At 44.2% G+C, this 26,584-nt stretch carries 28 protein-coding genes; 15 read left to right on the top strand and 13 right to left on the bottom strand.

Annotated features, from left to right (window positions below; translation table 11 throughout):
• The first annotated feature begins 35 nt into the window (after window positions 1-35).
• From hisZ to hisIE, 8 genes are read left to right on the top strand one after another with little or no spacing between them, the layout of a single operon-like run.
• Window positions 36-1,286: an ATP phosphoribosyltransferase regulatory subunit gene (hisZ, locus tag ACFODW_RS05855; protein WP_390304193.1), complete on the top strand. Its 1,251-nt coding sequence runs from the start codon at window positions 36-38 to the stop codon at window positions 1,284-1,286.
• Window positions 1,286-1,924 carry an ATP phosphoribosyltransferase gene (hisG, locus tag ACFODW_RS05860; RefSeq protein ID WP_390304195.1) on the top strand — a complete coding sequence of 213 codons (639 nt, stop codon included), beginning with the start codon at window positions 1,286-1,288 and terminating at the stop codon, window positions 1,922-1,924. The genes hisZ and hisG overlap by 1 nt, the downstream gene beginning before the upstream one ends.
• Window positions 1,921-3,207, top strand: coding sequence for a histidinol dehydrogenase (hisD, locus tag ACFODW_RS05865; protein WP_390304198.1), 1,287 nt, complete (start codon window positions 1,921-1,923; stop codon window positions 3,205-3,207). The genes hisG and hisD overlap by 4 nt, the downstream gene beginning before the upstream one ends.
• A complete protein-coding gene (gene hisB / locus ACFODW_RS05870) occupies window positions 3,200-3,784 on the top strand; it encodes an imidazoleglycerol-phosphate dehydratase HisB (protein WP_390304200.1) in 585 nt (194 codons plus the stop codon). Before hisD ends, hisB begins: the two co-directional genes overlap by 8 nt.
• A 14-nt stretch (window positions 3,785-3,798) precedes the next feature.
• On the top strand, window positions 3,799-4,404 hold the full coding sequence (gene hisH / locus ACFODW_RS05875; RefSeq protein WP_390304202.1) for an imidazole glycerol phosphate synthase subunit HisH: 606 nt from the start codon (window positions 3,799-3,801) through the stop codon (window positions 4,402-4,404).
• Entirely contained in the window at window positions 4,401-5,123 is a 723-nt protein-coding gene (gene hisA, locus ACFODW_RS05880; protein WP_390304204.1) for a 1-(5-phosphoribosyl)-5-[(5-phosphoribosylamino)methylideneamino]imidazole-4-carboxamide isomerase, read from the top strand. Before hisH ends, hisA begins: the two co-directional genes overlap by 4 nt.
• On the top strand, window positions 5,113-5,877 hold the full coding sequence (gene hisF / locus ACFODW_RS05885) for an imidazole glycerol phosphate synthase subunit HisF (RefSeq protein WP_390304206.1): 765 nt from the start codon (window positions 5,113-5,115) through the stop codon (window positions 5,875-5,877). Before hisA ends, hisF begins: the two co-directional genes overlap by 11 nt.
• Window positions 5,877-6,515 carry a bifunctional phosphoribosyl-AMP cyclohydrolase/phosphoribosyl-ATP diphosphatase HisIE gene (hisIE, locus tag ACFODW_RS05890; protein ID WP_390304208.1) on the top strand — a complete coding sequence of 213 codons (639 nt, stop codon included), beginning with the start codon at window positions 5,877-5,879 and terminating at the stop codon, window positions 6,513-6,515. The genes hisF and hisIE overlap by 1 nt, the downstream gene beginning before the upstream one ends.
• A gap of 47 nt (window positions 6,516-6,562) precedes the next feature.
• On the opposite strand, the gene ACFODW_RS05895 is transcribed toward hisIE, so the two are convergent.
• From ACFODW_RS05895 to fni, 8 genes are all read right to left on the bottom strand, one after another.
• On the bottom strand, window positions 6,563-7,273 hold the full coding sequence (locus ACFODW_RS05895; protein WP_390304210.1) for a SurA N-terminal domain-containing protein: 711 nt from the start codon (window positions 7,271-7,273) through the stop codon (window positions 6,563-6,565).
• Window positions 7,274-7,534: 261 nt separating this feature from the next.
• Window positions 7,535-8,479 carry a siderophore ABC transporter substrate-binding protein gene (locus ACFODW_RS05900; protein WP_390304212.1) on the bottom strand — a complete coding sequence of 315 codons (945 nt, stop codon included), beginning with the start codon at window positions 8,477-8,479 and terminating at the stop codon, window positions 7,535-7,537.
• 285 nt (window positions 8,480-8,764) lie between these two features.
• Window positions 8,765-9,520, bottom strand: coding sequence for an iron ABC transporter ATP-binding protein (locus ACFODW_RS05905; protein ID WP_390304214.1), 756 nt, complete (start codon window positions 9,518-9,520; stop codon window positions 8,765-8,767).
• A complete protein-coding gene (locus tag ACFODW_RS05910) occupies window positions 9,514-10,464 on the bottom strand; it encodes an iron chelate uptake ABC transporter family permease subunit (RefSeq protein ID WP_390304216.1) in 951 nt (316 codons plus the stop codon). The genes ACFODW_RS05905 and ACFODW_RS05910 overlap by 7 nt, the downstream gene beginning before the upstream one ends.
• Entirely contained in the window at window positions 10,454-11,407 is a 954-nt protein-coding gene (locus tag ACFODW_RS05915; protein ID WP_390304218.1) for an ABC transporter permease, read from the bottom strand. Before ACFODW_RS05915 ends, ACFODW_RS05910 begins: the two co-directional genes overlap by 11 nt.
• Window positions 11,408-11,808: 401 nt before the next feature.
• On the bottom strand, window positions 11,809-12,528 hold the full coding sequence (locus tag ACFODW_RS05920) for a DsbA family oxidoreductase (RefSeq protein ID WP_390304220.1): 720 nt from the start codon (window positions 12,526-12,528) through the stop codon (window positions 11,809-11,811).
• A gap of 129 nt (window positions 12,529-12,657) precedes the next feature.
• Window positions 12,658-13,113 (bottom strand): DUF2188 domain-containing protein, encoded by a 456-nt coding sequence (locus tag ACFODW_RS05925; RefSeq protein WP_390304222.1) that lies wholly within the window; start codon window positions 13,111-13,113, stop codon window positions 12,658-12,660.
• Between the two features lie 301 nt (window positions 13,114-13,414).
• Window positions 13,415-14,470 carry a type 2 isopentenyl-diphosphate Delta-isomerase gene (fni, locus tag ACFODW_RS05930; RefSeq protein ID WP_390304224.1) on the bottom strand — a complete coding sequence of 352 codons (1,056 nt, stop codon included), beginning with the start codon at window positions 14,468-14,470 and terminating at the stop codon, window positions 13,415-13,417.
• Window positions 14,471-14,615: 145 nt separating this feature from the next.
• On the opposite strand from fni, the gene ACFODW_RS05935 reads away from it, so the two are divergent.
• Window positions 14,616-15,155 (top strand): HD domain-containing protein, encoded by a 540-nt coding sequence (locus ACFODW_RS05935; RefSeq protein ID WP_390304226.1) that lies wholly within the window; start codon window positions 14,616-14,618, stop codon window positions 15,153-15,155.
• Window positions 15,156-15,413: 258 nt separating this feature from the next.
• Here the strand turns inward: ACFODW_RS05935 and ACFODW_RS05940 are convergent, their stop codons facing one another.
• The 3 genes from ACFODW_RS05940 to ACFODW_RS05950 form a co-directional block, all read right to left on the bottom strand.
• Entirely contained in the window at window positions 15,414-15,926 is a 513-nt protein-coding gene (locus ACFODW_RS05940; protein ID WP_390304228.1) for a hypothetical protein, read from the bottom strand.
• Between the two features lie 97 nt (window positions 15,927-16,023).
• A complete protein-coding gene (locus tag ACFODW_RS05945) occupies window positions 16,024-16,587 on the bottom strand; it encodes a DNA-3-methyladenine glycosylase I (RefSeq protein WP_390304230.1) in 564 nt (187 codons plus the stop codon).
• Between the two features lies 1 nt (window position 16,588).
• On the bottom strand, window positions 16,589-17,431 hold the full coding sequence (locus ACFODW_RS05950; RefSeq protein WP_390304232.1) for a sulfurtransferase: 843 nt from the start codon (window positions 17,429-17,431) through the stop codon (window positions 16,589-16,591).
• Window positions 17,432-17,694: 263 nt separating this feature from the next.
• Here ACFODW_RS05950 and pepT point away from each other — a divergent pair, with 263 nt between their 5' ends.
• Window positions 17,695-18,927, top strand: coding sequence for a peptidase T (gene pepT / locus ACFODW_RS05955; protein ID WP_390304234.1), 1,233 nt, complete (start codon window positions 17,695-17,697; stop codon window positions 18,925-18,927).
• Between the two features lie 14 nt (window positions 18,928-18,941).
• Here pepT and ACFODW_RS05960 read toward each other — a convergent pair whose 3' ends face one another.
• Entirely contained in the window at window positions 18,942-20,132 is a 1,191-nt protein-coding gene (locus tag ACFODW_RS05960) for an MFS transporter (protein WP_390304236.1), read from the bottom strand.
• A 163-nt stretch (window positions 20,133-20,295) separates the two neighbouring features.
• On the opposite strand from ACFODW_RS05960, the gene ACFODW_RS05965 reads away from it, so the two are divergent.
• Both ACFODW_RS05965 and ACFODW_RS05970 read left to right on the top strand, forming a co-directional pair.
• Complete coding sequence (locus ACFODW_RS05965) at window positions 20,296-21,330, top strand: D-alanyl-D-alanine carboxypeptidase family protein (RefSeq protein WP_390304238.1); 1,035 nt, start codon at window positions 20,296-20,298, stop codon at window positions 21,328-21,330.
• Window positions 21,331-21,446: 116 nt separating this feature from the next.
• Complete coding sequence (locus ACFODW_RS05970) at window positions 21,447-22,043, top strand: hypothetical protein (protein ID WP_390304240.1); 597 nt, start codon at window positions 21,447-21,449, stop codon at window positions 22,041-22,043.
• 75 nt (window positions 22,044-22,118) lie between these two features.
• Here ACFODW_RS05970 and ACFODW_RS05975 read toward each other — a convergent pair whose 3' ends face one another.
• The gene (locus tag ACFODW_RS05975; RefSeq protein WP_390304242.1) at window positions 22,119-22,661 is read right to left on the bottom strand and encodes an HD domain-containing protein; all 543 of its coding nucleotides are present in this window, start codon (window positions 22,659-22,661) and stop codon (window positions 22,119-22,121) included.
• A 203-nt stretch (window positions 22,662-22,864) separates the two neighbouring features.
• On the opposite strand from ACFODW_RS05975, the gene ACFODW_RS05980 reads away from it, so the two are divergent.
• The 3 genes from ACFODW_RS05980 to ACFODW_RS05990 are packed head-to-tail and all read left to right on the top strand — an operon-like array spanning window position 22,865 to window position 26,428.
• Window positions 22,865-23,614: a DeoR/GlpR family DNA-binding transcription regulator gene (locus tag ACFODW_RS05980; protein WP_390304244.1), complete on the top strand. Its 750-nt coding sequence runs from the start codon at window positions 22,865-22,867 to the stop codon at window positions 23,612-23,614.
• Window positions 23,614-24,537: a 1-phosphofructokinase gene (gene pfkB, locus ACFODW_RS05985; protein ID WP_390304246.1), complete on the top strand. Its 924-nt coding sequence runs from the start codon at window positions 23,614-23,616 to the stop codon at window positions 24,535-24,537. Before ACFODW_RS05980 ends, pfkB begins: the two co-directional genes overlap by 1 nt.
• Before the next feature lie 4 nt (window positions 24,538-24,541).
• Window positions 24,542-26,428, top strand: a complete 1,887-nt coding sequence (locus ACFODW_RS05990; RefSeq protein ID WP_390304249.1) for a PTS fructose transporter subunit IIABC — start codon at window positions 24,542-24,544, stop codon at window positions 26,426-26,428.
• Window positions 26,429-26,584 lie beyond the last annotated feature (156 nt).

Genomic DNA, 26,584 nt, shown 5'->3' on the forward strand with positions numbered 1-26,584 from the left:
AATAAAGTATTAAAGTTTGCCGGAAGGAGAATTTCATGCAAAACTACGTGCTCGATGGAAATAAGGATACAAGCGTGGAAGATTTTCAAATCAGGGATAACCTGATCAACACATTGAAGGAACGTTTCAAGACGTACGGGTACAAACAGGTTCGGACTTCTACCTTTGAATATTACGATTTATACTCTACCATTACTGGAACGGTAAGCCAGGATGACATGATGAAGGTCATTGATTCTTCCGGAAAAGTGCTGGTGCTGCGGCCGGATGTCACCATTCCCATTACTAGAATGATTGCAGCGAATCAGGGAAGCCTGCCAGCCGATTTGAGGCTTTTCTATGTATTGGACGTTTTCCGCCAGAATCAGGAACAATCGGATCGGAAAGAGACCACACAGGCAGGTGTTGAATTCTTCGGAGATGATAAACCAGAGAATAATGCGGAAACCATTATGCTCGCCATCCATACCATGAAGGATCTCGGTTTCCATAATTTCAAGCTGGAAATTGGCCACGCCGGTTTCTTCAAAGAACTGATTAAACAGACGTCTATCAGCCCACAAGAGTTGGACCAACTGCAGAACCTCATCCAATCCAAAAACATAGCGGAGATGAACCCGTTTTTGGATCAGCTCCCGATTGAAGAGGATGTAAAATCAGCGATCCGCTCCATTCCTCTGCTTTATGGCAATCCTGCTGACGTCATCCGTCAGGCAGAGACGATCATTCGGAATACCGAAATGAAGGATCTGCTGAGTAACCTGGTAGATGTTTATGAAGTGTTGAAAGATTATGGAGAAGAAGATGCACTGGTGTTTAATTTGGGGCTCATTAACAATATGGACTATTACTCAGGCATTATATTTCAAGGGTTCGTTGAACATGTCGGCAAACCTCTTCTGATGGGCGGCCGTTATGACAATCTGGGAGAGCAGTTCAGCAGCCCGATGCCTGCGATCGGCTTCGCGTTTGAAGTAGATGATTTATTGAATGCCCATGATCAAGAGAAACTTTGGAAAGAGAAAAAGGATCCTCTTTCAATTCTCGTGCGCTATGAAAAAGATAGACAAAAAGAAGCATTTGAACTGGCTTTTCAATTACGAAGAAATGGATGGCAAGTGCTCACCTATCCGACCGAAAACACGACAGCGGAATATGTATCGGCAGACTGCAGCATTCATTATACTGGAGAACTTCCTCAGCTTGAGCTCGATGGAAAACTGGAAACCTTTACTGATTTGAAGGAACTGCAACGGATATTATGGGAAATGGGGAGTGAAGACTAATGGCATACTTAACACTTGCATTGGCCAAAGGCAGAACATTGGACAGCACCATTGAATTGCTGGAAAATGCAGGGATTACTTTCCCCGATCTGCAGGAGGAAAGCAGAAAGCTGATTTTTTATGATACGGAAAAACAGATAAAATTGATTGCCGTAAAAGCAATAGACGTGCCTACCTATGTAGAAAAAGGAGCAGCAGATATCGGTGTATCAGGGAAAGATAACATCCTTGAAGCGCAGCCCGAGGTATACGAAATGCTTGATCTGAAACTTGGAAAATGTAAATTCGCTGTGGCTGGCATTAAGGGAGATACATTGGAGAAAAACAGAAAACTCACCATTGCTTCGAAATACCCTACCGTGGCCAAGAAACACTTTGAGAGAAAAGGGCAGCCGGTGGAAACTGTGAAGCTGAATGGATCCGTAGAGCTTGCACCGCTGATCGGCCTCGCCGACTTCATCGTCGATATTGTGGAAACGGGAAATACCATCAAGGAAAATGGCTTGGAAGTCGTCGAAGATATAGAAGATATCAGTACAAGACTCATCGTAAATAAAGCAAGCTATGCAACTAAGTCCCAAGATATCAATTCTTTCATCAGCAAACTACAGAGTTCCTTGGAGGGATCTGCCATATGAAGTTAATCACTGCTGAACAATTTCTCAATAATAATGCTGACCAGTCTTCTGCAGCAGATGACGAAAAGAAGATCGACCAGGCCGTCTTGGAAATCATCCAGGAAGTCCGAAGTTCTGGAGATAAGGCACTTTATGATTACACAAAGAAGTTTGATAAAGTAGAGTTGGATCAACTAGCGGTAACGGAAGAAGAATTTCTGGAAGCAGAAAAACAGGTTTCCGACTCATTCATACAAGCCTTAAGAAAGGCCCAACAGAATATTTCCGAGTTCCACCAGAACCAGATGGAGAAATCCTGGTTTGTAAACAAAGAACCAGGTATTATGCTTGGACAAAAGGTAACACCACTAGAAAAGGTTGGTGTATACATACCTGGCGGAAAAGCCGCCTATCCTTCTTCTGTACTGATGAATGTGATTCCTGCAAGGCTTGCCGGCGTAGAAACAGTTGCTATAACAACTCCTCCCCAATCGGATGGAAGCATCAACCCGCATGTTCTAGTTGCCGCCAAACAAGCCGGAGCAGATAAAGTTTATAAGCTTGGGGGAGCTCAAGCCATTGCCGCACTCGCCTATGGTACGGAATCTATCCCCAAGGTCGCAAAAATCGTCGGGCCAGGAAACGCATTTGTAGCGCGTGCCAAAAAGTGGGTTTATGGTGATGTTGCCATCGATATGATTGCCGGTCCAAGTGAAATATGTGTGCTGGCGGATGACACTGCCTCACCGAAGTACATTGCTGCCGATCTGCTCTCACAGGCAGAACACGATGAATCTGCCAGGGCCGTTTGTGTAACAATCAGCGAGCCATTAGCAGAACAGGTCATCATGGAAGTAAGACAGCAGGCTTCCCGACTGGAAAGAAAGGAAATCATCGATCAGTCGCTGGAACAATTTGGAAAAGTTATTCTGGCCGCTGATAAGGAAGAAGCTTTTAATGTGGTCAATATCATCGCACCCGAACACTTGGAACTGATGATCGAAAACCCACAGGAGCAGCTTGAATATGTTAAAAATGCAGGGGCGATTTTCCTTGGTTCTTATTCGCCGGAACCACTTGGCGACTATTTTGCAGGGCCGAATCATACGTTGCCCACAAGTGCAACAGCTGCATTCGCCTCCCCGCTTGGTGTCTATGACTTCATCAAAAAGTCGAGCGTTATCCAGTATTCCCAGGAAGCATTGAGAGAGGCAGCGTCCTCTATTCAGACATTGGCTGAAACAGAGGGATTGACTGCTCATTCCAATGCCATCCAAGTCAGAAAGGACGGTCCACATGCGTAAACACAGTATAAGCAGAAAAACAGCAGAAACGGATATCGAACTGGAAATTTCCATTGATGGAACGGGAAAGTCGGAAATTGACACAGGAGTAGGGTTTTTTGATCATATGTTGACACTTATGTCCAACCACGGCTTACTGGACCTTAAAGTACTCTGCGACGGTGATCTGGAGGTCGATCAGCATCATTCGGTGGAAGATATCGGAATAGCCCTCGGACAGGCGTTTCGTGAAGCATTAGGAAATAAAGAGGGCATTACCCGTTATGCGAATATCACTACACCAATGGATGAAGCTTTGTCAACAATATCCCTGGACATCAGCGGACGGGCCTATTTTGTCTATCATGTTGAAGGCCTGAAAGATAAGGTTGGCAGCTTTGATACAGAGCTGGTTGAGGAGTTTTTCCAAGCATTTGTCAGCAATGCAAAAGTCACTCTTCATATCAATCTGTCCTACGGGAGAAATTCCCATCATATCATCGAATCCATTTTCAAAGGATTTGGTCGGGCCCTTGATCTGGCCACCCTCAAGAATCCAAGAATAGAAGGAGTACCCTCGACTAAAGGAACATTATAAAAGGAGGCAGTATGATGATTGCCATCGTAGATTATGGAGCCGGAAACATTAAGAGCCTGCAGTTTGCTTTGAACAAACACAATTTAGAGTCAACTCTCACCTCAGATCCACAGACGATCCGTGACAGTAAAGCCGTTATTGTGCCTGGTGTAGGGGCATTCAAGGATGCAATGGACTCTATGAATGAGCTGGGCCTAAGCCAAGTGATCAAGGAGGAGGCTGCAAAAGGAAAGCCCACTATGGGGATATGCCTCGGCATGCAGCTATTTTATGAGAGAAGTTTTGAAGACGGAGATTGGGAAGGCCTTGGACTGCTAAAGGGAGAAGTCAGCCGTATATCCAGTTCCGTAAAGGTTCCACATATGGGCTGGAATACCTTGAATATTCAGCAGGAACATCCAGTAGTTGACGGGATTGATGAGGAAACCTATGTCTACTTTGTCCACTCCTATGCTGTAAGCAGCTATCAACAGGAAACCCTGACAGCGAGTACACAGTATGGAGGCACCGTCCCTGCCATTGTACAGCAGGGCAATATTATCGGTATGCAGTTCCACCCCGAAAAGAGTGGAGCAGCAGGACTGCGATTACTACAAAACTTTGGGGAGATGATTTCATGATTCTTTTTCCGGCAGTCGATATAAAAAATGGAAAATGTGTACGCCTGACACAAGGGGATTATAACAAAGAAAAAATTTACAGTGATTCTCCACCGGAAACCGCCCTAAAATGGCAGGAAAAAGGTGCTGAATCCCTTCACATTGTGGATCTCGATGGAGCAAAGAGCGGGGAGTCCACCAATAAAGGCAGCATCAAAACAATTGCTAAGAAGACCCGGATACCGATTCAAGTAGGAGGAGGAATCCGCAGCCTCGGCTTGATTGACGAATATATTGAAGCTGGGATCAGCCGCGTGATCATCGGAACCGCTGCAATCAACGACAAAGATTTCCTTGGAAAGGCAGTCAACAAGTATGGCGAAAAAATTGCTGTATCCATTGATGCCCGCAATGGATATGTAGCGACAGACGGCTGGACCGAAACAAGTTCAGTAAAAGCGTTGGACCTGGTCAAAGAATTGGAAGCGCTGGGAGTGCAGACCATTGTATATACAGATATCCTTAAAGATGGAATGCTGCAGGGACCAAATTTCAATGAACTTCAGGCCATTAATGAAGCATCTGCCATGAATGTCATTGCGTCTGGTGGAATTACGACCAAGGAAGATATAGAGAAATTGAGAGATCTTAAACTGTACGGCGCTATCATTGGCAAAGCATTATATGACGGTACATTGGCCTTTGAACAAATCGCAGGTGGTGATGGCCATGCTGGCTAAGCGTATTGTCCCCTGCCTGGATGTCGATAAAGGACGTGTAGTAAAAGGCAAGAAATTCCAAAACATCCAGGACGTAGCCGACCCAGTGGAGCTAGCCAATAAATATAACCTGGAAGGCGCCGATGAGCTGGTATTCTACGATATCACAGCATCCAATGAGGCAAGGGATATTTTCGTAGATGTAGTAGAAAAAGTTGCGGTTGAAATCGCCATTCCCTTTACTGTAGGCGGCGGAATCCGCACCTTGGAAGATATTCACCGGGTTCTTAGGGCCGGAGCCGACAAGGTGTCCATCAATAGTGCTGCGGTAACCAACCCACAGTTGATTAAGGACTCCGCCTTGAAGTTTGGCTCTCAGTGTATTGTATTATCCATTGATGCCAAGCAGACAGGCACCGGGCAATGGATGGTGTTTACCAAGGGAGGAAGAGAGAATACCGGCATTGATGCTATTGAATGGGCAAAACAAGGAGAACAGCTCGGGGCCGGCGAAATAGTAGTAAATGCCATGGATGCAGATGGAGAAAAAGATGGGTATAACCTGCTGCTGACCAAGAAAATTGCCGAGGCGGTCAATATCCCTGTAGTAGCCAGCGGGGGGGCTGGCAAAAAGGAGCATTTCTCCACCGTCCTTAAGGAAGCGGGAGCAGACGCCGCATTGGCTGCGTCGGTATTCCACTACGGAGAGATACCAATTGCCGAATTAAAGGATTACCTAGCACAGGAAGAGATCATTGTCAGGAGGGATACATAATGGAAGTTAACTTAGATAATCTGTCATTTGACGAGAAGGGACTCATCCCAGCAATCGTCCAGGATGCAAATTCAGGCAAAGTATTGACTCTAGCTTATATGAATGAATCATCCCTGTTAAAAACCATTGAGACAAAGGAGACCTGGTTCTACAGCAGAAAACGCCAAGAACTTTGGAATAAAGGTGCTACGTCAGGAAATACACAAACCGTAAAGCAGATATCCTATGACTGTGACGGGGACGCCCTCCTGGTGCAGGTCGCACCAAAAGGCCCAGCATGCCACACTGGGGAAGAGACATGCTTCCATAAATCACTCCAAAAAGAAGAAGAAGTGGTACAGGATGTTGTCTATCAGGTTGCCGGCAAAATAAAGGAACGAAAAGAAAACCCGGTGGAAGGGGCGTATACCACCTATCTCTTCAACGAGGGCATCGATAAGATACTCAAAAAGGTTGGAGAGGAAACAAGTGAAGTTATTATTGGTGCCAAGAATGATGATAAACAAGAAATCACTTGGGAGATCGCCGATCTTACTTACCACACCCTAGTCTTAATGGAACTGACAGGTGTGACCATTGAAGACATCAAACAGGAATTGCAGAAGCGGCATATTCAAAAGCAGGAAAACAACCAATAAAAATTCAAAAGGGACCATTCCATTTAGGAATGATCCCTTTTCATCTATTAAATCAATGTTTCTACGTCAGCCTCTTTCTTCAGTTCTTCCACCTTCGTCATAAGCTGCTCCTGTTCCTTCTGGCTGCGCAGCTGCTGTCTAATAGGCTCTTCAAGTTCTTTCAGCTCTCCTACATCTTCATTTTGGCCTTTCAGCTGGTTGTACATCTCTTCGACCTCTTCGTCCGTCACTTCTACATCCAACTCGGACTCCATATATTTTGTTGTAACAAGGTCATCACTCAACTGACTTTTGAACTGTTCCTCCGTCAATTGAAACTGTTCCAGCATAGCTGGGAGCTGATCACCTGATTGTTCCTTTATGTTTGCATATTCTTGTTCCACTTCTTCTTCAGTCACTTCAATTCCTGCTCTTTCAGCGTCCTGCAGAATCAGTTCCTGTTCTACTAGAAGATCAAGTGTAAGGTCCTTAATTTTTTCCTTATCACTGATATCTTCTCCACTTTGCTGCATGGTTGTCTTCACCTGCAGGTAGATTGGATTGTATTTTTCTCCGGTGACCTCAGAGTCATTGACTTTAACAACAGACTCGTCTTCACCCACCTTCTCCTCCTCCGTCACTTCAACGCTTTCCTGCGCCTGTTCCGAAGGGTTGTCTGGTGTTTCCTGGTTACCTTCTTTAGCTGAATCATCTCCGCCACATGCCGCCAGTACTGCTGTGGTCAATAACGCTAACGTGAACATTAAAAGTTTCTTCATTTAGAGATAAACCCCATTTCCTTTCCGTTTCTCTTTATTCAAACATATAGGCCTCATACTTTTCAAGCAACCCAAAAACCCCTTAGCCCCAGCAGGGCGCATCATAACAGGCTTAGAACGGAAAGTTTACATTTTCAAGACAAAACAACTGTCAGTTTCCATATTTATGCCACAACTGAAATTATCCTGTCCAACCCTTGGCAACAACAATAAAGCAAAAAGCAGCCCACTTCAATGCAGACTGCTTTCAGTTAAATAGAGTTATTCCAGGCTTGCCTTAATTTCATTGACCATTTCTTTTACAGAAACCAGCCCACCACCGGAAAGATACCAATAATCCGGGCTTAGATAGTAGATTTGATCCTTTTGATAAGCCTTGGTGTTTTTCGTCAGCTCATTTTCAACCAGCTGTTGTGCGGAAGTATCTCCACCAACTACTGCCGCCCGGTCAACGACATACAGCAGGTCAGGATCCTGTTCCATCACATATTCTGGCGAAATATTCATTCCGTGTGTGGATGCTTCAATTCCTTCATCGGATGCAGGAACACCAAACACATCATGTATCAATCCAAAACGTGAACTTGGTCCATAAGCACTCATTTTGTCATCATTTGCCAAGATAATAAGACCCTCTTCTTCCATGCCTTGCGTCTTTTCAGTCAACTCGGCGATCGAATCTTCAATTTCTGTTACTGCCTCTTCAATCTCCTCTGTCTTGCCATAGATTTTTCCAAGCTTATTCATGTTCTCCTTGAAGGAATCCATATATCTTGTAGGATCCACCCCAAGATGAATGGTCGGAGCAATCTCTGATAACTGATCATACAGACTGGCTTGACGAGCTGAGATGATAATCACATCTGGATCGATTTCTGCAATTTTCTCAAAGTCCGGCTCTTTCAGACTGCCGATATTTTCATAGTCGTCACTATCATAGTGTGCCAGGTAATCAGGAAGAGCCGTTTTTGAAACACCTGCTACGTCAATTCCTAAATAATCCAAACTATCCAATATACCATAATCAAAGACCACTGCATTTTCAGGGTTCACCGGAACTTCTGTTTCACCGAGTTCATGTTCGATGGTGACTGTCTCCTTTTCCTCTTTTTCCTCTGCACTAGTTTCCTCATTATTCTCAGCCCCGCAGGCCGTTAATACAGCAAGGATTGCTGCAATTGAAATCAACCATAATAATTTCTTCATGTTCCTACTCCTTTACTTCTAGTATTTTTTATTTTTTAAATAGCGACGATGCCATGCAACAGATAAAGCAGCATTATATTTTTAAGCAAAAAGATTTACCTAAAATAATCAATAGGTTAAAATAAATAGTAGTGGATTACCTTTATAATGGGACAGCCGTGAGATACTGTTTCATTATAAGGGATTTTTTTTGGGAGACCGGATTCTTTCTTCTTTTTCAAGAGATCCGGTCTCGTTTTATATAAAGCTTCTTGCCGCCTCTCTAGCATTCTGCTTCTGACGCTATTAAAAATATACACATATTCTACGTTGATCAATTTCCTTAATATCAATATCCATGTCATAGATGTCCTTAAGTACACATTTATCAATTACATCACATGCTCTTCCCTGCTTTACAATCTTACCATCCTTCAAAGCAACAATATTGTCTGAATAGCAGGAAGCAAAGTTAATATCATGGATAACGATGACAATGGTTTTCCCCATATCATTGACAAGTCTCCTAAGTGTTTTCATAATCTGGACGGAATGACGCATATCCAGGTTATTTAATGGCTCATCAAGGAGTATATACTCTGTATCCTGGGCGATTACCATCGCTATATGTGCCCGTTGGCGCTGGCCGCCACTAAGCTCATCTAAGTATTTATCTTGAAGATCACCGAGTTCCATATAATTGATAGACTTATCGACCTTCTCCCAATCTTCCTTCTTCAGTCTTCCCTGGGAATATGGGAAACGGCCGAAGGAGACAAGTTCACGGACCGTCAGTTTTAAATTGATGGCGTTTGTTTGCTTCAAAATGGAGATTTTTTTTGCAAGCTCATTATTTTTCACTTGCAGTATGTCTTCCCCGTCAATGGTTATCGCCCCATCATCTTTGGCTATCAGACGGCTTACCATGGAAATTAATGTACTTTTCCCTGCACCATTGGGACCGATAAAAGAAGTAATTGTCCCTTTCTCAATTTCCACTGACACATCATCAATGACTTTCTTTTGGTTATAGGTCTTGAATACATTTTTTATATTTACCATGACTTATTCTCCTTTAACAAAAGATATATGAAGTATACTCCGCCAACAAAATTGATGATTACGCTGATTGTCGTATCAAATGCGAAGACCTTCTCCACAATGAACTGTCCGCCGAGCAGCGAAATGATACTGATTAACACAGAAGCCATAATAATGTAGAAATGACGGTAAGTTTTCATGAATTCATATGCTACATTCACTACTAATAACCCAAGAAAAGTAATAGGGCCGATTAACGCAGTAGCTATCGAGATCAGAACCGCAACAAGAATCAGAAGCTGTCTTACAACGGAATTGTACGGCACCCCCAGGTTGATGGCATGGTCCCTGCCCAGCCCCAAGACATCCAGATACTTATAAAGCCTTATGAAATAAAGAAGTGCCAGAACAATCAAGATAAATGAAAGCAGGACCAAGTTGGTATTGACGTTATTCACACTGGCAAACATGCGGTCCTGAGCAACCATGAATTCATTGGGGTCAATTAAAACCTGCATGAAATCTGTGAAACTCCCAAAGAAAGTGCCTAGAATCATCCCTATCAAAAGAAGGAAATAGATATTGTTCCTTTCCCCTTTAAAAAGCAGGAGGTAAAGCACCAGTGAAAATAACATCATCAGTGCTACAGAGACTAGATAGTTCACATTACTATTCATCATCATCAATGAATTGGCTCCAAAGATGAAGATGATCACCGTCTGTAGAAGCAGATAAAGTGAATCAAGTCCCATTACACTGGGTGTTAAGATCCTGTTGTTCGTGATCGTCATGAATATCACAGTAGCCAGTGCAATCGATCCTCCGGTAAGGATAATTGCCGCCACTCTGACCAGTCTCCTCGGCAGAATGTAACTAATGTTGCCGCTCAGGTCATAAAATACGAATAGAAAAGCGAGTGCTGCTGTAATAATGGCCAATATGGCCAGTCTTTTTTTATAACCCATATTTTTTTCTCCTTAACAGCAGATAAATGAAGATTCCGCTGCCAATTACCCCTACGGTCAAGCTGATCGGGATTTCATATGGATAAATGATGATCCTGCCGATAACATCACAGAATAGGACAAACACAGCACCCAACAATGCAGTATGCAGCAACGTCTTCTTTAAATGATCCCCTTGGTAGATCGTTACAATATTGGGAATGATCAGTCCCAAGAATGGAATCACCCCGACCGACAAAACAACCGAAGCCGTGGCCAGGGCCGTAATCATCAAACCAAGATTAACAACCTGCCGGTAATTCAGGCCAAGGTTTTTGGCGAAATCTTCCCCCATTCCTGCAATCGTGAATTTATTGGCGTAAACATATGCCAGCAGGAGAACGGGAATAGTGATGAACATTAATTCATAGTTCCCGCTCATAATCATCGAGAAGTCCCCCTGCATCCAAGAGGACATATTCTGAATGAGATCATTCTGGTAAGCAAAAAATGTGGAAACAGAACTGATAATGTTCCCGAACATTAAGCCGATGAGCGGGATGAAAATGGCATCCTTAAATTTAATTTTTTCAAGTATCTTCATAAAAATGAAGGTGCCCAACAAAGCGAACACAAAAGATACAAGCATTTTTTGGAGCGGACTGGCCGCAGCAAACATCATCAACGAAACAAGTACCCCAAGCCTTGCTGAATCAAGTGTACCAGCGGTCGTAGGCGAGACAAATTTGTTTCTGCTTAACTGCTGCATAATCAACCCGCAGATACTCATGCTCATACCAGCAATCAAAATGCTTAACAATCTCGGTATCCTGCTTGTAAGCAGAATTTGCATCTGGCTCTCCGTGAGGCTGAACATATCAAGTGGTGACAGATCAGAAACACCTATGAAAATGGATGCCACTGAGAGAATGATAAGCGCTGAAACTAAGTATCTTATTTTCATAGAAACGACCTTCTCTTGAAATGCATCATGCAAATCGCCGGTAAGGGCTTACATGAAGCCTTTCATTCCCTTAATGTGATTGAAATTACTTGTCAATAATAATTATTATTTTTAACTGATTCTAATTAATAATGATATTCATTATCAATTAGCTCCTTAATTTTCAGTATACCATATTAAGTTACTCCGTCAACAAAAAACAGCCAGCTGTTCACCAATTGTTTGAAAACTGAGACGTAACGCGAACACTTGGTCATATATAAGAGGAAATCATAGAAAACCAACTGTCCGCTGGAGATTGCCCTAGGTACTCACCCGCTATCCAGATAAGGGAGATTTCTTACAATTACCAACAACAAAAAAACAGCCGGATTAGAGAAATTCTCTTCCGGCTGTTAGAATCATATGGTTTCACAACCCTCGTCTGTACAATAGGTTGTCTCGGCCTTCTTTTTCGGCTTGAAAATTTCAAGGTCTGGTGTTGAGTTCTCCTCTTCCCACACCTGCTCAAGCACTTCCTTGAAAACTTCTTCCGGCTGCGCACCGGAAATGGCATACTTCTCGTTGAATACAAAAAACGGCACACCCTGCACACCTATTTGGCGTGCCTGCTCTTCATCTCCTCTTACATGGATGGCATAATCGTCCACTTTCAGCAAGGTTGTGACAGCATCGGCGTCAAGGCCGACTTCCTCTGCCAGTTCAATTAAGGCAGCATGATCACTGATCAGCTTTCCTTCGGAGAAATATGCACGGAGAAGTCTTTCCGTCATTTCTCTGCCTTTCCCTTGTTCCTCAGCGTACTGGGCAACACGGTGGGCATCAAATGTATTTGTATGCTGCATCTTCTCAAAATTATAATCCAACCCTAATTCTGCAGCCTGCCTGCCGACACTTTCATTCATGGCCTTCGCTTCCTCTACAGGCATTCCTTTCGTTTCGGCAAGATATTCGTGGATATTCTGCACCGGCATTGTTTCCGCTGCCGGATTCAACTCGTAGCTTTTATATTGCAATATGACATCATTCTTATGTGTGAAATTCTCTAGAGCATTTTCCAATCGGCGCTTCCCCATATAACAGAATGGGCACACAAAGTCGGACCATACTTCTATTTTCATTTCATCCACCTCATTTCTGGAAATATTGTAGCATAGCTTATAGTGTTCATTAAACAATGTGCATTACGGTAATTATTGGTGATAATGTATGATAGGCTAAAAGTTATCCAGTCCCTGCCCTTGATTTTACTAATCTTTATAGGATTTAGTTTCCTGAATGGAACCGTCATACTTGTATACTGTCAGGGAAGTTCCCTTATTCTTTGCAATATCCCTTGCTCTTTTAACTGCTTCTTGTTTATCGCTGAATACCTTGTCAGGCTTTTTAGCATCAGCCGATTGGACCGCCCAGCCGTCTTCATGGGAGATAACCTGTTCCCCTTCCTCTAGACGTTCCGGGTTATTATCATGCCTTTTCCCTTCGGAAGATCTTTCTGCCGGCTTCCCATGCCTTTTATACTCCTCTAGTTCTTCCCCGCTTGCATTACTATGCCATTCCTTTGCCTGTTCGATAGCAATGGGAATCGCTCTTCCTTCTTCATAACCTTCATCTATCATGGAATTTGCAATATCAATTGCTTTCTTTTTCGTAATGCTGTTTAAATTCTTCATGGATGAGGGATAATCGTTCATGGTCCAAGGCAATTCGACATTCCTCCTCAACCTTTTAGTTGTATAATACCCGCTCCTACCAAATTAAAACGTGCCCCTTTGAACAAAGGAGCACGAGTCCGTTGAAGCGAGGTGCGGAATGCAAAAAAGCGGATAGATCGACTTTGCCACCGCCAGCTGTTGGCTTGCCTAGACGCTCATTTCCGTATGAAAAAAGACCTGTCACATGGAAGAGAGCTTCAAGTCTTACATGGGCTCGAGATGGCCCCTGCTTACGAACGAAATAATGCTGCTTTGCATAAACCACATAAGAAAACAGCTGAAGCCTGATGCTTCAGCTGTTTTCTTCCATTAAGGATCTGCCCATTATACTGACCCGATTTGTATTCTTCAACTCGTCCAGGTTTTTTACCCCTATTCCGAACATCGCCATCTTCATTTCAAGTTCAATCTGATCCATTGCCTGGCAAACCACTTCCTCTGACTCCGTTGCCGCTTGGAGCAGCTGGCGGGCGAAGCCGATAATATCCGCTCCAATTGTTACAGCCTTGGCTCCATCCACCCCGGACTTCATCCCTCCACTAGCTACTAGAGGAACTTCTGGAAGTTTGCTGCGGACCGATACAAGACAATCCTTGGTTGGCAGACCCCAATTATTAAAGGCTTCTGCCGCCGCCTTTTTCAATGGATCCCTGGAACGGAGTTTTTCCACTTGGCTCCAGGAAGTTCCGCCAGCTCCAGCTACATCTATATAAGAAATTCCTGCATTGTACAACTTTTGCGCTGCCACGCCATCAATCCCAAAGCCTACCTCTTTGGCTCCTACAGGGACATCAAGAGAATTAGCGATCCTCTCTATTTTCGGAAGCAGATTCTCAAAGTTAAGATCTCCCCCATCCTGAACTGCCTCCTGCAGGCTATTAAGATGCAATACCAGGGAATCTGCTTCGGTTTTATCTACAATCCTCTGAGCTTCCTCGGCACCATATCCATAATTCAACTGTACTGCCCCAAGGTTGGCAATCAACGGAGCACGGGGGGCCTGGCGGCGTATAAGAAAGGAATCCTCATGGGCATCGCTCTCCAACAGGGCCCTTGTAGAGCCGAGAGCTACTGCCCAACCTTTCCTTTCCGCAGCAAGAGCTAGGTTCTGATTGATCTCAGCCGCCATTTCCGACCCGCCTGTCATCGAGCTTACCAGGAAAGGTGCCTTCAAAGTTTTACCCAAGAAACGGGAAGTCAGATCTATATCATCAAAATTGATTTCAGGTAATGCATTATGCAGAAAGGTTATCCCTTCTAACCCAGTGGACTTCTCCACCCCTTCTACATTGTCAGTTAAACAAAGACGAATATGTTCAGTTTTACGCTGGTTGATACCCTTCTCCATGGTTGCTGTGGCTCCCTTCTTTGTTTAATCATATCTTACCATTATCCTTCCTCCCAGTAAAAAGGAATCACCACATAGTAATTACTTGTCTACCGGAATAAAACGTGGTATAGCTTAACATATCATCAAATCGGGAGGAACCAAATTGAAACAACGTGCAAGAAGGTTTGCCGAGGCCGCCCACCGTGGCCAAAAAAGGAAAAACACGGATGCCCCCTATATCACCCACCCAATCCGGGTTGCTGAGCGGCTGGAGGAACATGGCTTCCAGGAAGAGTTGATATGTGCAGGCTACTTGCATGATGTGGCAGAAGATACCGACTACAACCTGGAGGATATTAGGATGGAATTTGGCGAAAGAATCGCCTCTCTGGTGGAAGCCCATACGGAAGACAAATCGAAGACCTGGAAAGAAAGGAAACAGGCAACCGTCAATCATCTGAAACATGCAGAAAAAGAAGTCAAATATCTGATTGTAGCCGACAAGTTGGACAACCTCCTAAGTTTGAAACAGGACATTGAGGAACATGGAGAAAGGGTTTGGAAAAATTTCAATGCAGGCTATGAGGATCAGAAGTGGTATCATCAATCGATTGCCAAATATATGTATCATGGACTTAGCAAGGAGGATATTCCACCCTATTTCTATCAATTCGAAGAAACAGTCAGACAGGTGTTTGGCTAAAAAAAGAGATGCAGATTTCTGCGTCTCTTTTTATGGATCGATATGCCGCGCCCCTTGTGATCGTTGACATAACAAACCTTTAACTAAATAAACGGACAATGAGTCAATTAGCGAAGGAAACTTAGCCACCCGGGGAAGGAAAGGCATAAATGAGAGCCCGTAGTGTGTCCCGACGAGGGAATTCACCAGCCACTTACAGAAAGCGGCGTGTCCCGGACCGACTATATCTTCGGGTAGAAAACTTTAGTCATAGTCTCCTCACTCGTCATTCCAGATGATTTCCCCGTATTGGTTTACATGGTCTATTTTCACATCAAAGTAATGCTTTGTGTAGAAGTGCTTCAACCTTTCGACATGGTCAAAATCACGCTTAACAAGATCGCCAGTAATATACTGGACGTTTTCTTGGCGCGCCAATTCTTTAAGGTGCTTCATTAAAAGGGATCCATACCCCTTATTTTGCTCGCCTTTTATATCGGCGATATGCAGAGTGTTTTCATCTTTATATTCTGCTTGAATGGCTGAATCCCAGTTCCCACGGAAAGGCTTCCTGCAGTCATGAAGCATGAGCTGGAACGTCTTACTGTCTTTATCAGCAAAAATGACCGTCCAATTGTCATCCTTTGTCTGGTCAATGCTTATTACTTCGGACCTCTTGGCTATCTCTTTGATATTATTCTGCATCCGGAACAATTGAATTTCAAGGGTATCCAATTCCTGCTTCAATTCTTCCTTATCCTTCTCTTTTTCAAGAAAAGCTGTATATACCATAACAATCACCTGATAGAATTAAATTATTGGTGTAAATAAACACACAGTTTGCAATTTTACCAGATAACAACTGGCCCTTCAACCGTATCTTACGAATTCAGATCCTGCGATATAAGAAACATCCTGCTGTATGGTCATCCACCATCCCAATTGCCTGCATGAATGCATAGCAGATGGTCGGCCCGACAAATTTAAAGCCTCTTTTTTTCAAGTCTTTACTCATTTCCTCTGACTCCTTTGTATAAGCCGGTATCTCTAAATGGCTCTCCCACTCGTTCCGCATGGTCTCTCCCCCAGTAAACTGCCAAATATACCGGTCGAAGCTTCCAAATTCCCGCTGAACTTTCAAAAAGCAATTGGCATTGGTGATTACTGAACGGATTTTCAATCGGTTCCTGATAATTTCTTTGTTCTGCAGGAGCTCTTCTACTTTTTCTTCCTCATAGTTACTGATTAACTCAGGATGGAAATCATCAAAAGCCTGTCGGTATGCACCTCTCCGTTTGAGGATAGTCAGCCAGTTCAACCCTGCCTGGGCTCCTTCCAGGGTAAGCATTTCGAACAGCTTACGATCATCGTGGACAGGCCGCCCCCATTCTTCATCATGGTATTGGATATAGATAGGGTCACCCGTAACCCATTCACAACGGTTGATATTCATCTCATTCTTCCTTTGTCGCTACTTCATTTTCTTCATAGGAAATCCAGTCGCTGAAACTGCCGGGGTAGAGTTTCACCTTTTCATAACCCGCCATTTTTAGTGCGAGTACATTTGGACAAGCGGAAATGCCCGAGCCACAGGATACGATAATCTCTGTATGTTTCGGGAGGGAGGAGAAATGCTCTTCCAGTTCTCCGTTCTTTTTCCATGTCCCGTTCTCCTTAAATAGGTCCTTCCAGAAGTAGTTCTTCGCTCCAGGTATATGACCCGCCTTAGGATACAAGGGCTCTTCCTTCCCCAAATATCTGTTCCTCGACCGGGAGTCAATTAATATAGCTGCATCCCTATCAAGCTTCTCTTTCACTTCTTCTATGTCTGCTATTTGATTTTCCTTGCGGGAAGCGCGGAATTTCTTTGCCTTCAATTCAGGCAGTTCAGCAGTAACCTCATATCCTTCTTCGGTCCACCTATTATACCCGCCTTCGAGTACATATGTCCGTTCATGGCCGAGGATATGAAGCATCCACCACAGCCTGGCAGCAAACATATCGTTATCCTGATCATATATAACCACTGTAGTATCATGATCTATCCCGATATTCCCTGCCTTTGCTGCAAACAGATTCATGTCGGGAAGTGGGTGTTTTCCCCCATGTTTTTCCGGCTTTCCGGAAAGGTCTTTTTCCAAATCCAAATAGACCGCCCCAGGAAGATGGCTCTCCAGGTACATCTTCCTTCCAGCGTCCGGGTCATTAGGATCGAAGCGCACATCAATAACTACCGTATTATCCAAATTGTTATCCAGCCGGTTTTTCAGTCTGTTGACGTTTATCAAGAAAGGCATATTACTATTCCCCCTACTAGTTTCTTAACTTAATCAACTTCCATTACACTGTCATCTTTCATTCTACCTGATGGCAATGGAGAAGCATAGTTATTTTTTAAATTTTCCAAACCTTTTACTTTCTAATTAAATCTCTCTTTATTTTCCCTTTCCCCAACAATTATAACATCGGTCACCCCAATCAGATGGTCGGCGATCAACTACGCGTCCTTCTTATAGAATGTGGTAATATTTAACCAAATGAATAAAGGGGAGAACATGAAATGAAAGAGGATATTATCAGTCGGTTTACCTCCTATGCTAAGATCAATACCCAATCAAACGAGGATAATCCTTCAACACCTTCCACTCCAGGCCAATGGGAACTCGCTGAACTTCTGGTCAAAGAACTGAGGGAAATAGGTATGGATGATGCCTCCGCTGATGAATATGGTTACGTAATGGCGACTCTTCCGTCCAACACGGACAAAAATATTCCCACCATAGGGTTCTTGGCCCATCTGGATACAGCTACAGACTTCACAGGAGAACATGTAAAGCCACAGATTATCGAGGAGTTTGACGGCAAAGACATTGTGCTTAACAATGAACAAAATGTGGTGCTCTCAGCAGAGGATTTCCCTGAACTGCCAGGATACCAGGGCCATACTTTGATTACCACAGATGGAACTACCCTGCTGGGTGCAGATAATAAAGCGGGCATAGCCGAAATCATGACTGCCATGGACTACTTAATAAAACACCCGGAAATTGAACATGGCAAGATACGAGTGGCCTTCACTCCGGATGAAGAAATTGGGCGTGGGCCGCATAAATTTGACGTAGATAGATTTCATGCCGATTATGCCTACACGATCGATGGCGGATCATTGGGTGAACTGCAATATGAAAGCTTCAACGCTGCCGCTGCCAAAATTTCCTTCAAAGGAGAGAGCGTACATCCGGGCACAGCTAAAGGAAAGATGGTAAATGCCGGTAAGATAGCAGCTGAATTCATTCAGAAGTTTCCCGAAACAGAGGTACCGGAACAAACGGAAGGTTATGAAGGCTTCTATCATTTAATTTCCCTGAAGGGGGATGTAGAGCATACCGAGGTATCCTATATTATCAGGGACTTTAACCGGAAGAAATTCGAAGAGAGAAAGAATACAGTAGAGAGATTTGTCCTAGAAATCAATGAAAAGTACGGAGAAGGACGAGCTGAACTGGACATGAACGATCAATATTATAATATGCGGGATAAAATTGAACCGGTGAAAGAAATTGTGGATATTGCTGAACAAGCAATGGCCAATCAAGGTATCGATGCCCTAATCAGACCAGTAAGAGGAGGAACAGATGGCTCTCAAATCTCTTATATGGGATTGCCGACCCCAAATATTTTCACTGGCGGGGAGAATTTCCACGGTAAATTCGAGTATATATCTGTGGACAATATGGTGAAAGCTGTCCATGTCATTGTGGAGATATGCCGCTTATTCGCAAAGGGAAAATAAAGTAAAGGGCGGAACTAAACCTCCGCTCTATCTTGGTTGATATACTTAGTAGCTACCAAGCCACTGCAGGTAAGCACAGCCAGGCCGGCGAAACCTCCTGAATACCCCCAAAATTGTACAAGGAATATAGCAAGTAATGGACCCGCAGTAGCACCGAGAAACAAAATAAACGCATAATAAGCAGCAGCCATTGCTCTAAGCGGGCCACCCAGTTCTCCAACCAGCATCATGATTGCCGGGAACGTTATAGAAATTCCCGCCACATATAGAATACTGCCTATCACCAATAACCAGTACTCATCTGCCATCCCCAAACAGATTAAGCTGGCTGCAGACATGCCCAATCCCATCCTTAGTACTCGAAGCAATCCAAGTCTTTTTACAAATGCCCCGGCAAAAGGGGAAAGAGCCATCCCAATCAGCCCGGCCGCCCGTACTTGGATAATCCTCTTCTCGCCCACTGAATGGACAGACTGCAAGTAATCTCCTAATATAGTGTACATACCAATAAAGGTTAGTAGAAGGGTAAACGTAATCCCATAGCAAAATAGCAGCCCTTTATTACTGAAAATCTCCTTTACTTGCCCAAAATAACTATAGGGCCCATCATTCTCTTTTGCCTCCTTTTGCCGGGCTCGCGGGAATTTCCCTATTACGGCTGCCATGCTAAGCAAGTAAAGGAAACCCATAAAGAAGAAAACCATTTTCCAATCAAACGTTTGAACAATGGAATCACCTATCACTTGGCCGAAAATGCCTGCAGATACAAACCCAAAACTGATCCACCCTACCGCTGTAGTTCTTTTTTCAGGCGGATAGACATCAAATACAAAAGCTAAAGCTGTCGGTGCAAAAGAGGCAGCAAAAAACCCTTGCACCCCTCTCAACACAGTAACCGAGTAGAAATGTCCAGCCATTGCAATCGTGCAGGTAATAAATGCGAGCATTCCCATGCCGACAACAATAATAAGCTTGCGGCCATACCTGTCAGAGAGCGGGCCAAACAGCAAAAACCCAAAAGCATAAAACAAAGAAAACGCACTACTTGCAGCCGCAGCTGTACTATATGTCACCCCGAACTCCTTCGCAAACGAAGAAACAAGCGGTATCGTGATATAGACACTGGAAACCACCACCAGGGCACACCAGAACAGGAGAGCTGTAAGTGTGGACAGACTGTTCGATTCAACCGATTTTCGCCCCACTGTTATATCCCCCTCAAAGGCTTCTATTGTTATGGTTATGTAGTGGGGCAGTGGATGGTTCATGCATACCTTAGTGCACCGCTATATTTGTGTTGCCCCCTTCCTTGTCTGTATGGGAAAATAAAAGACAGTATAAAAAGTGTGGGATGAAGGAGAGAAAATCATGATCAACTTAAGAATCTCAGCTATTTCAGCAGCCTGCTTTCTTTTAATCTTTGCCGCAGCCTGCACAGATGCCGGCACGAAAAAGCCGGAAGTAACAGAATCAGAAAATGGAGCTGACAGTGAAGCCGCTTCAGAGAATAATGAGAAGAAACCGCAATTAACCTTACCTGAGAAAGGGCTTCAGAAGAAGGATGAAGGTAAGGAAGTGACCGAATTACAGAATGTGCTGGCAGCGATCGGCTATCCCATATCTGCAAACGGTGTATACGATGAATCGACTACTTGGGCTGTTACCGACGTACAACTCCAGCATGAAGAATTAATTCCGCTAGGCATATACAATCAACAGACAAAGAAAGCGTTGGATGAAGCACTATCCGGATCCTTCAATCCAGAACCCGGTAAAGGACTGCCGCAAGAAACGGTTACAACGACTTCTGATGAAAGTACTCCTGTAATCGCCAACCCTTATGATCAATTGGCCCTCGTGAACAAACAGCAGGCATTGCCGAATGATTATACCCCCGAGGACTTGGTTGTCCCGGACGTGCGTTTCCCTTTTGAAGATGACCTGCCTAAAAAGAAAATGCGGAAGCCTGCAGCAGAGGCGCTGATGAATTTATTCCAAGCAGCCGAGCAGGAGGATATCGAACTTTTCGCCCAATCCGGCTATCGTTCATATGAAAGACAGGATTCCCTATTCACTGCCTATGCCAACGAGAATGGTGAGGAAGCTGCCAATAAATTCAGCGCCCGCCCTGGCGAAAGTGAACACCAAACCGGCTTGACCATGGATATAACCAGTGCTTCGGTGAATTTTGAATTGACGACGGATTTCGGTGAAACTAAGGAAGGCAAATGGGTGGAAGAAAACGCAGCTGAACATGGGTTCATTATCCGCTATCCAGAGGGAAAGGAACACATAACCGGATATCAATATGAACCGTGGCATCTGCGCTATGTCGGTGAAAAAGCTGCAAAAGAAATCATGAATCAAGGGATCACTTTAGAAGAATATTTGGAAAAAGAATGAACCTGCTGTTTTAGTAGGTTCATTCTTTTTCTGGGAAAATTTCCTATCGGGTTTTAAGGAGTATTATCTGGGTAAGAAAAATACGAGGACTAACCGATAGGATAGGGGGGATTCAATTGTTTGGCATAGTGGATTTTATATCCCTGGTATTTTCTATTTTTATTATCCTGCCTGTAGTCTCCATTATCAGGGAATTGGGTTTTTTTATTGCCAGTAAACTCCTAGGAGCGAAAGATGCAAGAATCACTATTGGTTCTGGGCCGAACCTTTTCAGTTTCTCCATCTTTGAGATCCGCAAGTTTTATTTTATCTACAGCTGGTGCTCATACGATGAGCTCCGGCGGGACACAAAGTGGTCTCACGTCTTCCTATATGCATCGCCTATGCTAGCCAATCTGCTGACAGCATTTACCATTAATGGTCTGCTGGCAAATGACTTGCTTGATGCGGAAACATTTTGGAACAGGTTTATCTTCTATGCCCTCTATTTTGTAGTTTTCGATGCCATCCCACTTTATTATCCGGATGGACAACCTAGCAATGGCAGGGTAATCTATGACTTGCTCCGTTACGGGAAACGAAGTGATTTCGAACGCAGTGATCCTCAAATGACTGCATCCACGGATGAGTTTTCGGATGAGGATGAGGATGAAGAAGAGGTAAATAGAGAGGAACAAGAAAGAAAGAAGGAGGATGAAAAAAGAAAGGATTAGGAGCGGAAGGCTGTGGATGCCTTGCCCCCCAATTCAATCCAACCGCGTCTTGCTGGCAAATGGAAATAATCTTTTTTATCGTAAACTGCCTGACTGACCGTTGTACACATGTACATCGGAATCAATACGGCTATCCAAAGCCCGTATCCGTTCCAACGCTGACTCCGCATCAATGGATTTATAATGGTGGTTTCCCCCTGATTCCTCGTCAGCTTCATCAGCCATTGCAACTACCTCCTGCAGTGGCTTCAACTTCAACTCGCCCTCCGGCAGATAAGAGTCGGTATGCAATAAGATGGCCACGGCAATCTCCTTGGCTGTCTGACGGTCCTCTCCTATGCGGATCAGCAATTTATGGGCCCGGCTTGCTCCTTTAATTGCATGAATATCATTTTCTTTATAGAGCTCATAATCCCATTCCCCATTCCGATACCAGGTGTAATGCCCGATATCATGCAGTAGGGCTGCTTTCGCTGCATAGTCAGGGTTGACGTCATACCTTTTTGCAAACATATATGCATACTCAGCCACAGCAATAGCATGGGCTATTCCTGACCGTTTCAGGTATTTCTGTGTTATAGGATGGATAAATATCTGCTCCAATGTCACGTTTCTCATTGCCGCCTCCCCTTTCATAAATTTTTACGAATATACCATGTATCCCGCGGTTTTGCAATGGATAATTGCCGTTTCTTTTATTGGATAAACACCATTGATGTCTTTGATTGATTTTAAATGTTTTTGGTTGTTTGTGATTGATTTCTGCAAACGTTTGCCTTATAATCCAAGTTAGTAAATGAAATGAATATTGGAGATGCGAAATGCTGACAACAAAACGCCATACCATCATCATTCAATTGTTAAAAGAAAAACAGACGATCACCATACAGGAAGCGGCCACTGCAACCGGCGCCTCTATTTCCACGATCAGGCGGGATTTCACGGAGCTGGAAAAGAAGCAGGAGCTCCAGAGGATCCATGGCGGCGCCATCCTGCCAGAACAAAAATTTCAGGAGTACACTGTTACTGAAAGGTCTTCCAGGTATTTGGAAGAAAAACTACAAATTGCCGAAAAGGCAGCTTCCCTGATCCAGCATGGAGATTGTATTTACCTGGATGCCGGCACAACCACTATGAAAATGATCCCCCATCTGCAGGGGAAAGATATTGTAGTGGTTACAAATGGACTGACCCATATAGATGCATTGATCGAGCATGGAATTACAGCATATATGACCGGCGGAAGGATAAAAGCAAAGACTTCTGCACTTATAGGTCCGCCTGCAGTGCAAATGCTTCAAAACTTCCATTTTGACAAATGTTTTCTAGGTGTAAATGGTTTTTCCATTGAAGCAGGGTATACTACCCCTGACCCGGAAGAAGCACTTATAAAGCGCACCGTACAGCAGCTATCTAACATATCTTATGTACTGGCAGACCATTCAAAATTCCGTGCGGCAAGTTTTGCAAAAGTATCGGAATTAAAAAACGCTGTACTGATCACTGGCGGCCTGCCAGAAGAAGATGAATCAGCACTTCAGGAACACACAGAAATCAGGAGGATATACTAATGATTTACACCTGTACATTTACACCATCCATAGATTACACAACTTACTTGGCCGAATTTGAAGCCGGCCGTCTGAACCGTGCAGAGGATGTCTACTATTATCCGGGCGGCAAAGGAATCAATGTATCCCGCGTACTGAATAGACTGGATACCGACAGCGTTGCTTTAGGCTTCGCTGGAGGTTTTACAGGAGAATACCTGAAGCAGTTTCTAAATAACGAAGGGATCCAGACAGAATTTACCGATACGGGAGAAAATACTCGGATTAACGTAAAAATCAAAGCCAAAAATGAGACAGAGCTTAATGGGCCAAGCCCTGAAATTCAAAATCATCAACTGGACAGCCTATTAGAAAAAGTTACTATGATGAAGGAAGATGACTGGTTTGTATTAGCTGGCAGTCTGCCATCATCAATCCCAGCTGATTTCTATGAAAAACTTACAAATGCGTGCCGAAAAAAAGGTGTTCGATTTGTGCTCGACACCTCCGGCCCGGCTTTAGGTTCCCTGCTTTCCACGAACCCTTTCCTGATCAAGCCAAATTCTGAAGAGCTCGGGGACTTGTTTGGCACATCCATTACTAGTAAAAGACAAGCAGCCCATTATGCTAAGAAATTGGTGGATGATGGAATAACTTATGTAATAGTCTCAATGGGCGGAGAAGGTGCCATCCTCGTTAGCAAGGAAGGAACTTGGACAGCAGAATCTCCTAGAGGGAAAGCAGTCAATACCGTAGGTGCAGGAGACTCCATGGTCGCAGGGTTTCTGGCATCTTTCCAAAAAAACGGAAATGCAGAAGAGGCTTTCCGTTTTGGGGTTGCCTGTGGAAGTGCAACTGCCTTTCAATCCGACCTCTGCCAGAAAGAGGATGCTCAAAAATTGCTCGGTCAAGTGACGACGAAATTTATAAGGAATAGGATGTAATAAAATGAAAATCACCGAATTGCTGAACGAAGAAACAATTATTCTTGACGTAGCTGCTGACTCTAAGCAGGAGGTGCTGTCAGAATTAATAGACCAACTGGACAAAGCCGGACGACTTGATAATAAAGAAGCATTCAAAGAGGGGATCCTGAAACGGGAGGAGCAGAGCACCACCGGCATTGGGGAGGGAATTGCCATACCCCATGCCAAATCTGCAGCCGTCAGACAACCTGCTATAGCCTTCGGGAGATCTCAGGACGGCATCGACTTCGACTCCCTTGATGGCCAGCCGGCCCACCTTTTCTTTATGATTGCAGCCAGTGAGGGAGCGAATAATGACCACCTTGAGGCATTATCCCGCCTTTCCACCTTTCTGATGGATGAGAATTTCCGGGCCGCAATCCTGAAAGCCTCCTCGAAAGAAGAAGTATTGCAGGCCGTCAATGAAAAAGAGCAGGAAGTAGACGGACCAGAGGACACAGAAGAAGATACAAACAAACAGAAAATCCTTGCTGTGACAGCTTGCCCTACCGGCATAGCCCATACCTACATGGCTGCGGAGAAACTTAATGAAACAGCAAAGGAGATGGGACTATCCATTAAAGTAGAGACAAACGGGTCCAGCGGTGTTAAAAATCGCTTGACCAATGAGGATATCAAGGATGCGGATGCCATCATCGTCGCTGCCGATACCCAAGTGGAAATGGCCAGATTTCACGGCAAGCCAGTCATAGAGGTCCCCGTTGGCAAGGCAATTCATGAAACAAAGGAACTGCTGAACCGTGCGGCAGCCAATGAAGCCCCTGTCTATCAGCATGAGTCCAATAAAGGAGAGGAAGCCGAAAAAGAAGGAAAGAGCGGATTTTATAAGCACTTGATGAACGGTGTCTCCAATATGCTTCCATTTGTGGTAGGCGGTGGTATCCTCATTGCCCTGTCTTTCTTCTGGGGGATCAATTCAAGTGACCCCGCCAGTGACCAATACAATCGGTTCGCCGACATGCTCAATACCATCGGCGGAGGAAATGCCTTTTTCCTGATGGTTCCAGTTCTTGCCGGCTTTATTGCATCTAGCATAGCGGAACGTCCCGGTTTTGCACCTGGCATGGTCGGAGGGTTAATCGCCATTACCGCCGCTGACATTGATGGAGGATCCGGATTCCTTGGAGGGTTGATTGCAGGTTTCCTCGCCGGTTATATAACTTTGCTTGTAAAAAAGGCATTCACTGTCCTGCCACAGGCATTGGAGGGACTCAAACCCGTACTTTTTTATCCAGTATTCGGTATTGCTATTACCGGTATAATCATGCTGCTCATCAACCCGCCGTTAACACAAATTTATTCCGGCTTAACTTCCTTCCTGGAAGGGATGGGCGGAACAAACCAGATTCTACTAGGAATTATTCTTGGAGGAATGATGGCAGTGGATATGGGCGGTCCGGTAAACAAAGCCGCTTATACATTCGGTATTGCCATGCTGGAGGCGGGCAACTATACTTTCATTGCTACAGCGATGGCAGGCGGAATGGTTCCACCGCTCGGAATGGCTCTATCCACCACGCTTTTCAAGAGCAAATATAATAAAACTGAAAGAGAAGCTGGCAAAACAGCATATGTTCTCGGAGCCTGTTTTATCACGGAAGGAGTAATCCCCTTTGCGGCAGCTGACCCGGCAAGAGTAATTCCGGCTGCAGTCGCAGGTTCTGCATTAACAGGAGCTCTCACCATGATGTTCAATATCGGCATCCCAGCACCCCATGGAGGAGTGTTTGTAGTAGGCCTAGCTGAAGGCGGATGGATGTCTGTTGCCCTTTACCTGCTGGCCATTATTGCTGGTGCAATCGTAACCGCTGTTGCAGCAGGGCTATTGAAAAAGAGAACAACCATATAATCGAAAAGAGCGTATCAGACTGATACGCTCTCAGGCTGTCGAGAAAGTTCTCGACAGCCTTATTTTTTGTCCATTTTTCTAAAATTCATTTTCTTTACATGTTATTCTTAAGATAGAATTTCCAAAGGCGGTGATGAACTTGTTTCAATCAATGAA

Source organism: Virgibacillus sediminis (assembly GCF_042643265.1).
In the GTDB taxonomy this organism is placed as follows: domain Bacteria; phylum Bacillota; class Bacilli; order Bacillales; family Amphibacillaceae; genus Virgibacillus_O; species Virgibacillus_O sediminis.